Origin of the sequence: Gibbsiella quercinecans (assembly GCF_002291425.1) — a bacterium.
Taxonomy (GTDB): Bacteria; Pseudomonadota; Gammaproteobacteria; order Enterobacterales; family Enterobacteriaceae; genus Gibbsiella; species Gibbsiella quercinecans.
The window spans coordinates 3,508,676-3,521,249 of sequence record NZ_CP014136.1; the positions used below are offsets into that span (position 1 = coordinate 3,508,676).

General features: G+C 56.9%; 8 protein-coding genes. 7 read left to right on the top strand and 1 reads right to left on the bottom strand.

Going from position 1 to position 12,574, the window contains the following annotated elements:
• Positions 1-45 precede the first annotated feature (45 nt).
• From aceE to ACN28Q_RS16245, 7 genes are all read left to right on the top strand, one after another.
• Positions 46-2,709 carry a pyruvate dehydrogenase (acetyl-transferring), homodimeric type gene (aceE, locus tag ACN28Q_RS16215; protein ID WP_095847284.1) on the top strand — a complete coding sequence of 888 codons (2,664 nt, stop codon included), beginning with the start codon at positions 46-48 and terminating at the stop codon, positions 2,707-2,709.
• Between the two features lie 13 nt (positions 2,710-2,722).
• Complete coding sequence (gene aceF / locus ACN28Q_RS16220) at positions 2,723-4,633, top strand: pyruvate dehydrogenase complex dihydrolipoyllysine-residue acetyltransferase (protein ID WP_095847285.1); 1,911 nt, start codon at positions 2,723-2,725, stop codon at positions 4,631-4,633.
• A gap of 210 nt (positions 4,634-4,843) precedes the next feature.
• Positions 4,844-6,268 carry a dihydrolipoyl dehydrogenase gene (gene lpdA, locus ACN28Q_RS16225; RefSeq protein WP_165907118.1) on the top strand — a complete coding sequence of 475 codons (1,425 nt, stop codon included), beginning with the start codon at positions 4,844-4,846 and terminating at the stop codon, positions 6,266-6,268.
• 161 nt (positions 6,269-6,429) lie between these two features.
• Positions 6,430-6,714 (top strand): hypothetical protein, encoded by a 285-nt coding sequence (locus tag ACN28Q_RS16230; protein ID WP_095847287.1) that lies wholly within the window; start codon positions 6,430-6,432, stop codon positions 6,712-6,714.
• Positions 6,715-7,039: 325 nt separating this feature from the next.
• On the top strand, positions 7,040-9,637 hold the full coding sequence (gene acnB / locus ACN28Q_RS16235) for a bifunctional aconitate hydratase 2/2-methylisocitrate dehydratase (RefSeq protein ID WP_095847288.1): 2,598 nt from the start codon (positions 7,040-7,042) through the stop codon (positions 9,635-9,637).
• Positions 9,638-9,774: 137 nt separating this feature from the next.
• Positions 9,775-10,140 carry a protein YacL gene (gene yacL / locus ACN28Q_RS16240; protein ID WP_095847289.1) on the top strand — a complete coding sequence of 122 codons (366 nt, stop codon included), beginning with the start codon at positions 9,775-9,777 and terminating at the stop codon, positions 10,138-10,140.
• Between the two features lie 255 nt (positions 10,141-10,395).
• Positions 10,396-11,028 carry an ECs1377 family protein gene (locus tag ACN28Q_RS16245; protein WP_095847290.1) on the top strand — a complete coding sequence of 211 codons (633 nt, stop codon included), beginning with the start codon at positions 10,396-10,398 and terminating at the stop codon, positions 11,026-11,028.
• Between the two features lie 118 nt (positions 11,029-11,146).
• Here ACN28Q_RS16245 and ACN28Q_RS16250 read toward each other — a convergent pair whose 3' ends face one another.
• Positions 11,147-12,571: an efflux transporter outer membrane subunit gene (locus tag ACN28Q_RS16250; RefSeq protein ID WP_230469469.1), complete on the bottom strand. Its 1,425-nt coding sequence runs from the start codon at positions 12,569-12,571 to the stop codon at positions 11,147-11,149.
• Positions 12,572-12,574 lie beyond the last annotated feature (3 nt).

The window sequence follows — 12,574 nt, forward strand, 5'->3', positions numbered from 1 at the left end:
AAGACAGGCTCCATACAAACCATTAGACAGATAAGGAATACCACCATGTCAGAACGTTTAAACAATGACGTGGATCCGATCGAAACCCGCGACTGGCTGCAGGCGATCGAATCGGTCATCCGTGAAGAGGGTGTTGAGCGAGCTCAGTTTCTGATTGATCAGGTATTGGGAGAAGCGCGCAAAGGCGGCGTTAGCGTTGCAGCCGGTGCTGCAGCGAACAACTACGTCAACACCATCGCAGTGGAAGATGAACCTGAATACCCAGGCAACCTGGATCTGGAGCGCCGTATTCGTTCAGCTATCCGCTGGAACGCTATCATGACCGTTCTGCATGCATCCAAGAAAGACCTGGAGCTGGGTGGCCACATGGCATCCTTCCAGTCTTCCGCGACTTTCTATGAAGTCTGCTTTAACCATTTCTTCCGCGCACGCAACGAGAAAGACGGCGGCGATCTGGTGTATTTCCAGGGCCACATCTCTCCGGGCGTTTATGCGCGTGCCTTCCTTGAAGGCCGCCTGACCGAAGAACAAATGAACAACTTCCGTCAGGAAGTTCACGGCAACGGCCTGTCTTCCTATCCGCATCCAAAACTGATGCCGGAATTCTGGCAGTTCCCAACCGTTTCCATGGGCCTGGGCCCAATCAGCGCCATCTATCAGGCCAAGTTCCTGAAATACCTGGAGCACCGCGGCCTGAAAGACACCGCCGGCCAGACGGTTTATGCCTTCCTGGGTGATGGCGAAATGGACGAACCGGAATCCAAAGGTGCGATCACCATCGCCACCCGTGAAAAACTGGATAACCTGGTGTTCGTGATCAACTGTAACCTGCAGCGCCTGGACGGCCCGGTTACCGGCAACGGCAAGATCATCAACGAGCTGGACGGTATCTTCGGCGGTGCCGGCTGGCAGGTGATCAAAGTGATCTGGGGCGCGCGTTGGGACGAGCTGCTGCGTAAAGATACCAGCGGCAAGCTGGTGCAGCTGATGAACGAAACCCTGGACGGCGACTACCAGACCTTTAAATCCAAAGACGGCGCCTACGTGCGTGAGCACTTCTTCGGCAAATACCCGGAAACCGCTGCGCTGGTCAAAGACATGACCGACGACGAAATCTGGGCGCTGAACCGCGGTGGTCACGATCCGAAGAAAGTGTTCGCGGCACTGAAAAAAGCGCAAGACACCAAGGGCAAACCGACCGTCATCCTGGCGCATACCATCAAAGGCTATGGCATGGGTGAAACCGCGGAAGGGAAAAACATCGCTCACCAGGTGAAGAAAATGAACATGGAAGGGGTGCGCCACTTCCGCGATCGTTTCAACGTGCCGGTTGCCGATGCAGACATCGAAAAACTGCCGTACATCACCTTTGATAAAGGCTCTGACGAGTACAAATACCTGCATGAACGCCGCCAGGCGCTGCAAGGCTACCTGCCAAGCCGCCTGACTCACTTCAGCGAGAAGCTGGAAATCCCTGCGCTGGAAGACTTCTCTGCGCTGCTGGAAGAGCAGAACAAAGAAATTTCCACCACCATCGCTTTCGTGCGCGCCCTGAACGTGATGCTCAAGAGCAAGTCGATCAAGGATCGTCTGGTGCCGATCATCGCTGATGAAGCGCGTACCTTCGGTATGGAAGGTCTGTTCCGTCAGATTGGTATCTACAGCCCGAACGGCCAGCAGTACACCCCGCAGGACCGTGAGCAGGTTGCTTACTATAAAGAAGACGAGAAAGGCCAGATCCTGCAGGAAGGCATCAACGAACTGGGTGCGGCTTCTTCCTGGCTGGCGGCGGCGACTTCTTACAGCACCAACGATCTGCCGATGATCCCGTTCTACATCTACTATTCGATGTTCGGGTTCCAGCGTATCGGCGATCTGTGCTGGGCGGCGGGCGACCAACAGGCGCGCGGCTTCCTGATCGGCGGCACCTCCGGGCGCACCACGCTGAATGGCGAAGGCCTGCAGCACGAAGATGGCCACAGCCACATTCAGTCGCTGACCATCCCGAACTGCATCTCTTACGATCCGGCCTATGCCTACGAAGTGGCTGTCATCATGCACGATGGCCTGGAACGCATGTACGGTGAGAAACAAGAGAACGTTTACTACTACATCACCACGCTGAACGAAAACTACCACATGCCGGCCATGCCGCAGGGTGCGGAAGAAGGCATCCGTAAAGGTATCTACAAGCTCGATACCCTGGCGGGCAGCAAAGGCAAGGTACAGCTGTTGGGCTCCGGCTCCATCCTGCGCCACGTGCGTGAAGCGGCCAAGATCCTGGCTGAAGAATACGGCGTGGGTTCCGATGTTTACAGCGTGACCTCCTTCACCGAACTGGCACGTGACGGCCAGGATTGCGAACGTTGGAACATGCTGCACCCAACCGAAGCGCCGCGCGTGCCTTACATCGCTCAGGTGATGAACGACGCACCGGCGGTGGCATCTACCGACTATATGAAACTGTTCGCAGAACAGGTTCGCACTTATGTGCCGGCCAGCGATTATCGCGTACTGGGCACCGATGGTTTCGGTCGCTCCGACAGCCGCGAAAATCTGCGTCACCACTTCGAAGTCGATGCTTCCTATGTGGTTGTGGCTGCGCTCGGTGAACTGGCCAAACGCGGCGAAGTTGAAGCTTCCGTAGTGGCTGAAGCCATTAAGAAATTCGACATCAATCCTGAGAAAGTTAACCCGCGTCTGGCATAAGAGGTACAGGACAATGGCAATTGAAATTAAAGTACCGGATATCGGTGCGGATGAAGTTGAAGTCACCGAGATCCTGGTGAAGGTGGGCGATAAGGTTGAAGCCGAACAGTCGCTGATTACCGTTGAAGGCGATAAAGCCTCAATGGAAGTGCCTTCCCCGCAGGCCGGTGTGGTTAAAGAGATCAAAATCGCCGTTGGCGATAAAGTAGAAACCGGTTCGCTGATCATGGTCTTTGAAGCCGAAGGCGCCGCGCAAGCGGCTCCGGCCAAAGAAGAGAAGCCTGCGGCAGCGGCCCCTGCGGCCCCTGCGGCCCCTGCGGCGGCTGCGGCCAGCGCGGTGAAAGACGTTGAAGTGCCTGATATCGGCGCCGATGAAGTTGAAGTCACCGAAGTTCTGGTGAAGGTGGGCGATAAGGTTGAAGCTGAACAATCGCTGATCACCGTTGAAGGCGATAAAGCCTCGATGGAAGTGCCGGCGCCGTTCGCGGGCACCGTGAAAGAAATCAAGATCGCCACCGGCGACAAGGTGAAAACCGGCTCGCTGATCATGACCTTTGAAATCGCCGGCGCCGCGCCTGCCGCACAGGAAGCTGCGCCAGCCGCCGCACCTGCTGCTGCCGCGCCTGCCGCATCGGCGGTGAAAGACGTTAACGTACCGGATATCGGCGGCGACGAAGTTGAAGTCACCGAAGTGATGGTAAAAGTGGGCGATAAGATCTCTGCTGAACAGTCGCTGATCACGGTTGAAGGTGATAAGGCCTCAATGGAAGTGCCTGCGCCGTTTGCCGGCGTGGTCAAAGAATTGAAAGTGGCCGTTGGCGACAAGGTGAAAACCGGTTCGCTGATCATGACCTTCGAAGTGGAAGGCGCAGCCCCTGCGGCTGCACCGGCTGCACCGGCTGCGGCCTCTGCGCCAGCACCGGCACCGGCTAAACAGGAAGCTAAAACGGCCGCTCCGGCTGCCGCTGAGGCAGGCAAGAGCGAGTTCGCCGAGAACGACGCTTACGTGCATGCTACTCCGGTCATTCGCCGCCTGGCGCGCGAATTCGGCGTTAACCTGGCGAAAGTGAAAGGCACCGGCCGCAAAGGCCGCATCCTGCGCGAAGACGTCCAGGCTTACGTGAAAGACGCGGTTAAGCGTGCAGAAGCGGCGCCGGCTGCTGCTGCCGGCGGCGGTCTGCCAGGCATGCTGCCATGGCCGAAAGTCGATTTCAGCAAGTTTGGCGAGATCGAAGAAGTGGAGCTGGGCCGTATCCAGAAAATCTCGGGCGCCAACCTGAGCCGCAACTGGGTGATGATCCCGCACGTTACGCACTTCGACAAAGCGGATATCACCGATCTGGAAGCGTTCCGCAAACAGCAGAACGTTGAAGCGGAGAAAAGAAAGCTGGACGTGAAGATCACGCCGGTTGTCTTCCTCATGAAAGCCGCCGCCGCTGCACTTGCACAGATGCCGCGCTTCAACAGCTCCCTGTCCGCAGACGGCCAGAAACTGACACTGAAGAAATACATCAACATCGGTGTTGCGGTTGATACGCCGAATGGCCTGGTGGTTCCGGTCTTCAAAGACGTGGATAAAAAAGGCATCGTTGAGCTGTCTCGTGAGCTGATGGTCATCTCCAAAAAAGCGCGTGATGGCAAGCTGACCGCAGGTGAAATGCAGGGCGGTTGCTTCACCATCTCCAGCATCGGCGGCCTGGGCACGACCCACTTCGCGCCGATCGTCAACGCGCCGGAAGTGGCGATCCTCGGTGTTTCCAAGTCCTCTATGGAACCGGTCTGGAATGGTAAAGACTTTGTGCCGCGTCTGATTCTGCCGCTGTCTCTGTCCTTCGACCACCGTGTCATTGACGGTGCTGATGGTGCTCGCTTTATCACCATCATCAACAACACGTTGTCTGATATCCGCCGTCTGGTGATGTAATCGGCAAGCCGGCCTGACGGCCGGCTTTTTTCTGGTAAGCTATCTTTTGGTGGCGGTTGCCAGTGATAAAGGACAAATCGTTTGTCGCTTGTTGTTTCAAAATTGTTAACGATTTTGTAAACTGTCGCGGCAAGACACGTCCCGGTGGAACAGGGCGTTAAGACAAGAACAATAACGTCAGACCCGCCGGAAACAAATTAAGAGGTCATGATGAGTACTGAAATCAAAACTCAGGTCGTGGTACTTGGCGCAGGCCCTGCAGGTTACTCTGCTGCCTTTCGTTGCGCTGATTTAGGGCTGGAAACCGTGTTGGTCGAGCGTTATTCAACGCTGGGCGGGGTGTGCCTGAACGTGGGTTGTATCCCTTCCAAAGCGTTGCTGCACGTTGCCAAAGTGATTGAAGAAGCCAAAGCGCTGGCTGAGCATGGCATCGTATTCGGCGAACCGAAAACCGATATTGATAAAGTTCGCCTCTGGAAAGAAAAAGTCATCAATCAGCTGACCGGTGGTCTGGCTGGCATGGCGAAAGGCCGCAAGGTCAAAGTGGTCAATGGCCTGGGTAAATTCACCGGTGCGAACACCCTGGTGGTTGAAGGTGAAAATGGCGCCACCACTATCAACTTCGACAACGCGATCATCGCCGCTGGTTCCCGCCCGATTAAGCTGCCGTTTATTCCTCATGACGATCCGCGTGTATGGGATTCTACCGATGCGCTGGAGCTGAAAACCGTTCCTGAACGTTTGCTGATCATGGGCGGCGGTATCATCGGCCTGGAAATGGGCACCGTATACCATGCGCTGGGTTCGCAGATCGACGTGGTCGAAATGTTTGATCAGGTGATCCCGGCGGCTGATAAAGACGTGGTGAAAGTCTTCACCAAGCGTATCAGCAAGCAGTTCAACCTGATGCTGGAAACCAAAGTCACCGCGGTAGAAGCGAAAGAAGACGGCATCTACGTGACGATGGAAGGCAAAAAAGCGCCGGCAGAACCACAGCGTTATGACGCGGTGCTGGTTGCTATCGGCCGTGTGCCAAACGGAAAACTGCTGGAAGCCGGTAAAGCGGGCGTGGAAGTGGACGAACGCGGCTTCATCCACGTTGATAAACAGCTGCGCACCAACGTGCCGCACATCTTCGCTATCGGCGACATCGTCGGCCAACCGATGCTGGCGCACAAAGGCGTGCATGAAGGCCACGTCGCCGCGGAAGTGATCGCCGGTAAAAAACACTATTTCGATCCGAAAGTCATTCCTTCCATTGCCTACACCGAACCAGAAGTGGCATGGGTGGGCCTGACCGAGAAAGAAGCCAAAGAAAAGGGCATCAGCTACGAAACCGCGGTGTTCCCTTGGGCAGCTTCAGGCCGTGCTATCGCCTCTGACTGTTCTGATGGTATGACCAAGCTGATCTTCGACAAAGAAAGCCACCGCGTTATCGGTGGGGCGATTGTCGGCGCCAACGGCGGCGAGCTGCTGGGTGAAATCGGCCTGGCTATCGAGATGGGCTGTGATGCCGAAGACATCGCGCTGACGATCCACGCGCACCCAACGCTGCATGAATCCGTTGGGCTGGCGGCGGAAGTCTACGAAGGCAGCATCACTGACCTGCCGAACCCGAAAGCCAAGAAAAAGTAATTTTTTCTTTCCGGCAAAAGCATAAGCGGCTCTGAGAGCCGCTTTTTTTACGCCGGATGTTCAGAACTATGTCAGCGTTAACAACCTGGCACATCTTATAGATACCTAGGAAATAATTACGAACTAAACTTATAGCGTGTTAATAATGAGTGAGGTGTGTTATGAAAATTCTTTTAACAACGGCTCTGTTAACCGCAACGTTGGCTTCCGGGATTGCCTGCGCCGCGGATCCTTCGATTCCCTGGGCGACCAACAGCGGCGGGACGGAAAGTACGCATATCGCCGCGATGGGCCAAGATCTGAATGGACAGCATCAGAAGATAACGAAAACGACGGAAGGGGTATGGGCAACGAACTCCGGCAGCATCCATGATGATGAAGCCGCGTTGAGCAGCAACAAGCCGGCCTTTAAAGGCTACCCGGAATTGATGCCCCATCAGGGCTAACAAAACGCCCGGCCGCAGGGTGTTGCGCCGGGCGTTTTTTATGGCTTAAGCCCCAGCGAAGGCGCGTCAGCCTGTCCCCGTGAGCAGTTATCGGCAAGAGGATGAAATTTATATCCCGGGAAAGGCGCGGAAAGCCTGTAAAATTCCTGACCTTAACGATTCAGCTAAATTTTAATGTTGCTTTTTTGTAAACAGATTAACGCCTGACCAAAATCCTGCTATGCTGCCGATGCGGTATCGGGCATTTACCCTACAAACTACTGTCTCACAGGAGCGTGAAGAGAATCGCCCGCCGCATTTTACAATGAGAGCGAGGAGAACCGTCGTGCTAGAAGAATACCGTAAGCACGTAGCTGAGCGTGCCGCCATGGGGATTGTTGCCAAACCCTTAGATGCAACCCAAATGGCCGCGCTGGTAGAACTGCTGAAAAACCCGCCTGCGGGCGAAGAAGAATTCTTGTTGGACCTGTTAATCAACCGCGTTCCACCGGGTGTCGACGAAGCGGCATATGTCAAAGCCGGTTTCCTGGCGGCCATCGCCAAAGGCGAAGCAACCTCTCCACTGATTACTCCCGAAAAAGCCATCGAACTCTTGGGCACCATGCAGGGTGGTTATAATATTCACCCGCTGATTGAAGCGCTGGATAACGAAAAACTGGCGCCGATCGCCGCCAAAGCGCTGTCCCATACGCTATTGATGTTCGATAACTTCTACGATGTGGAAGACAAAGCGAAAGCTGGCAACCCGCATGCCAAGCAGATCATGCAGTCGTGGGCCGAAGCGGAATGGTTCCTGTCACGCCCCAAGCTGGCAGAAAAAATCACCGTTACCGTGTTCAAGGTGACGGGCGAGACCAACACCGACGACTTGTCGCCGGCACCCGATGCTTGGTCGCGCCCGGATATCCCGCTCCACGCCCTGGCTATGCTGAAAAACGAACGCGACGGTATCGTGCCGGACCAGCCGGGCAACGTGGGGCCGATCAAGCAGATCGAACTGCTGAATAAAAAAGGCTTCCCACTGGCCTATGTGGGCGACGTAGTGGGCACCGGTTCTTCGCGTAAATCCGCCACCAACTCCGTGCTGTGGTTTATGGGCGACGATATCCCGTACGTGCCGAATAAGCGCGGTGGCGGCGTGGTGCTGGGTGGTAAAATCGCGCCAATCTTCTTTAACACCATGGAAGACGCTGGCGCGTTGCCGATCGAAGTGGACGTGAATGCGCTGAACATGGGCGATGTGATCGACATCTACCCCTACAAAGGCGAAGTCCGTAACCACGAAACCGGCGAACTGCTGGCTAATTTTGAACTGAAAACCGACGTGCTGCTGGATGAAGTGCGCGCCGGTGGCCGTATTCCACTGATTATCGGCCGTGGCCTGACCACCAAGGCGCGTGAAGCGCTGGGCCTGCCGCATAGCGAGGTGTTCCGTATCGCCAAAGCGGTGGCCGCCAGCACGAAAGGCTTCTCGCTGGCGCAGAAAATGGTTGGCCGCGCCTGCGGCGTTGCCGGTGTTCGCCCTGGCGAATATTGCGAACCGAAGATGACCTCCGTGGGTTCGCAGGACACCACCGGCCCGATGACGCGTGATGAACTGAAAGATCTGGCTTGCCTGGGCTTCTCTGCCGATCTGGTGATGCAGTCGTTCTGCCATACCGCGGCGTATCCGAAGCCGGTTGACGTCACCACCCATCACACGTTGCCGGATTTCATTATGAACCGCGGCGGCGTTTCGCTGCGCCCAGGCGACGGCGTTATCCACTCCTGGCTGAACCGCATGCTGCTGCCGGATACCGTCGGCACCGGCGGCGACTCCCACACCCGTTTCCCGATCGGCATCTCTTTCCCTGCCGGCTCCGGGCTGGTGGCGTTTGCCGCCGCCACCGGCGTGATGCCGCTGGACATGCCGGAATCGGTACTGGTGCGCTTCAAGGGCGAAATGCAGCCGGGCATTACCCTGCGCGATCTGGTGCACGCCATCCCGCTGTATGCGATCAAGCAGGGCCTGCTGACCGTTGAGAAGAAGGGCAAGAAAAACATCTTCTCCGGCCGCATCCTGGAAATCGAAGGCCTGCCGAATCTGAAAGTGGAGCAAGCGTTCGAACTGACCGATGCTTCCGCCGAGCGTTCTGCCGCCGGTTGCACCATCAAGCTGGGTAAAGCGCCGATCGAAGAGTATCTGAACTCCAACATCGTGTTGTTGAAGTGGATGATCTCTGAAGGCTACGGCGATCTTCGCACGCTGGAGCGCCGGGTTCAGGGCATGGAAAAATGGCTGGCCGATCCGCAACTGCTGGAAGGCGACGCCGATGCCGAATATGCGGCGGTGATCGATATCGATCTGGCCGAGATCAAAGAGCCTATCCTGTGCGCCCCGAACGATCCGGACGACGCACGCCTGCTGTCTGACGTAGCCGGTGCGAAGATCGACGAAGTGTTTATCGGCTCCTGCATGACCAATATCGGCCACTTCCGTGCCGCCGGTAAGCTGCTGGATCAGCACAAAGGGCAATTGCCGACCCGCCTGTGGGTCGCACCGCCGACCAAGATGGATGCCGCGCAGTTGACCGAAGAGGGCTATTACAGCGTCTTTGGCAAGAGTGGCGCGCGCATTGAAATCCCAGGCTGCTCGCTGTGTATGGGCAACCAGGCGCGGGTGGCGGATGGCGCCACCGTGGTTTCCACGTCGACGCGTAACTTCCCTAACCGCCTGGGCACCGGCGCCAACGTTTATCTGGCTTCGGCCGAGCTGGCGGCGGTGGCTTCGCTGTTGGGGCGTTTGCCGACGGCGGAGGAATATCAGGCTTACATGGAGCAGGTTGATAAAACCGCGCTGGACACCTACCGTTATCTGAACTTCGATCGGCTGAGCCAGTACACCGAAAAAGCTGATGGCGTCATCTTCCAAACGGCCGTTTAAGCCGCTATATTGCGCAACGTGACAAACGGGGGGCCTTGGCCTCCCGTTTTCTTTTCCGGCCGTCAACTTTGCGAGCGCGCGCCAGGTAAGAAATGCATTAATGATTAAACTGGTAAAAACGGCTCAGGAGGCATGCTATGGACTACGAATTTCTGCGTGATGTGACCGGGCAGGTAATGGTCAGATTTTCGATGGGGCATGAAGCGATCGGCCACTGGATCAACGAAGAGGTGAAAGGCGATCTTACCCTGCTGGATAAAATCGAAGCCGGGGCGGAGCAGGTAAAAGGCAGCGAGCGCCAGTGGCAGTTGGAAGGGCATGAATATACGCTGCTGATGGACGGTGAAGAGGTAATGATCCGTGCCAACCAACTGGCGTTTGAAGGCGATGAGATGGAGGAGGGCATGAATTACTACGATGATGAAAGCCTCTCCTTCTGCGGCGTGGAGGACTTTCTGGCGGCGCTGAAAGCCTACCGCGCCTTTATCCGCCAATATGGCTGATACCGAGATGGGGCATTGCGGCACAGGGGCCAGTATATAGATTTGTGTCATTGCCTGGTTTTGATCTGTTCAATCCCACATCAAAACAAAACTGGCCCGCGTCCGCAACGGTTATGCGATAAAACCGTAACCACGGTTGATGACCATTTGGAGATAAAAAGAAGGCTATCTGCGGCAGTAACGGGCTTTCCGCAGGGGCTTTACGCTGGTAAATTGAGCAATGGATACTGACATCTGACCGTAAGGGAATGCAGGGTGAGTGGACGCGTTGACTACCAGATTGAAAAGTACTGCTTCACGGAAGCGGATGAATCCCCTCGTCTGATCCGTCAGTGGGCCGATGTACTTGCCGAATGTCAGGAGAATACGGCCAGCGCAGAAGAACGCCTGCGTATTGCCCTGCTAAACGTGGATTACGTCACCAGTTTTGAGCTCCCCTTCAGACTGTTGCTCACCCGTGCACCCCAGCTCATTGCCGGGCTACGGGACGAACTGCAGCTCAGCCAGAAGAATGTCATCTTTAATGGTAAACGGTTTGGCTGCGTCTGGAGCCTGAAGCAGGATTTAAGCGGAATACCCGACGAATACCAGTACCGTCTGACTACCCGAATCAGGCGGATTGACCCCACTGGGAGCACCGAAGCTCCTTACCGGCAAATCGCGCAGCAGGTAAAACCGCCCCGTGAACGTCTCAGGCTGGCGCTGGAAAACGGGCTGGCAGTCACAGCCTTGGACGGACTTTTCTGGTTTGGGCTTCAGCGCATTGCCGCTGATGTGCAGAGGCTAAGAAAAACGGGGATGAGAATAGCGACATCGGAAACGAACGTTTTTGATAATCTGACGGGGACAACCCGACGTATCCCGGTTTACCTACGCGCAGTGAGTTGAGTCGGCCGGGATTTTCTCGGGCTTATTTCCCCGTTCGGTTGCACCAGATATTGACAGCTTTCTACATCAGAGCAGACAACAGTGCTCGCAGCCCGTTTTGCAGCGGCGATGATGCTTGTCAGCCCTGTGTCGGCGGTAATATCTGCGCCGGCACCGCTTGTTTGTCCCAGCCGCCGCCCAGCGATTTATACAGCGAAATCAGGTTTAACTGCTGGTGCAGATTGGCCTGAACCCACGCTTGCTGCGCATCCAGCCAGGTGCTTCGCGCGTTGAGCTGCTCCAGCATATTGTCGCTGCCGTCGCGGTACCGCTGCTCCGCCAGTTCGGCGCTTCTGCCCAGCGCTTGCGCTTTGGCGCGGGCTGCCGCCAATTCGTTGCGCCATGTCGTTTCTGCGCTGAGTGCGTCGGCCACTTCCCGAAAGGCGGTCTGAATGGTTTTTTCATATTCCGCCACCGCCATCTTTCTTTCCGTTTTAGCCGCCTCCAGGTTGGCGCTATTGGCGCCGAAGTCGAACAAGGGCAGGGTGAGCTTCGGCGAGAACGACCAGCCGAGGGTTGAATGGTTGAACAAGTCCGACAGGTTTGAACTGGCCTGGCCGTAGGAGCCGGTCAGCGCGATACGAGGAAAGAACGCAGCGCGTGCGGCGCCGATGTTGGCATTGGCGCCGATCAGCTTTTGCTCGGCGGCGATGATATCGGGGCGGCGCGTCAGCAGATCGGCCGGCAGGCCGACGGGAACGGCCGGCAACGTGTTGATGCCGGCAAACTGCGCACCCGCGCCGGCGGGCAGATCGGCCGGCAATTGGGGCACCCCGACCAAAAACAGCAGCGTATGCAGATCCTGCGCCTGTTGCCGTTCCAGTTGCGCCACGTTGGTGGCGGCATCCTGCAAGGCCACCGCATGCTGATGATAGGTAGTCTCGCTGTCCAGGCCCTCATTAACGCGCTGCTGCGCCAGCGCGGTGGTTTTCTGCTGCGCCTGCAGTGTGTCGCGGGCGAGCTGCAGCTGTTGGTCGTCGGCCCGCAGCGTGAGATCCGCCGTCGCCACAGAGGCGATCAAACTGATCTGCGCCGCCTGGCGCGTGGCGACGGAGGAGAAATAATCCGCCAGCGCGGCGTCTTTCAGGCTGTGCACCCGGCCGAACAAATCGAGTTCATATTCCGTGACGGTGACGCCGTAGGTGGCGAGATCTTCCGTGGTTTCCGGGCGAATACGGCTTTGCTCTATGCCGGCGTTGATCGTCGGCAACAATTCTGCGCGGCGTACCCGATATTGCGCCTGCAGCCGTTCCGCGTTTAACGCTGCGAGCCGCAGATCGCGGTTGTTGTCGAGCGCCAGCGCGATCAGGCGGCGTTGGCGTTCATCGCGGTAGAAATCCTGCCAGTCTGGCGCTTCACCATGCACTGCCGCCGCTTTCGCCTCGTGCGGTGGGTAAAGGGGGGCGACCGGCAGCGGCGGGCGTTGATAATCCGGCGCCATCGTGCAGGCCGCCAGCGGCAAAGTGAGCAGCAGCAGGCCAGTGCGGCGCAGCTTTTTGTTCATAAC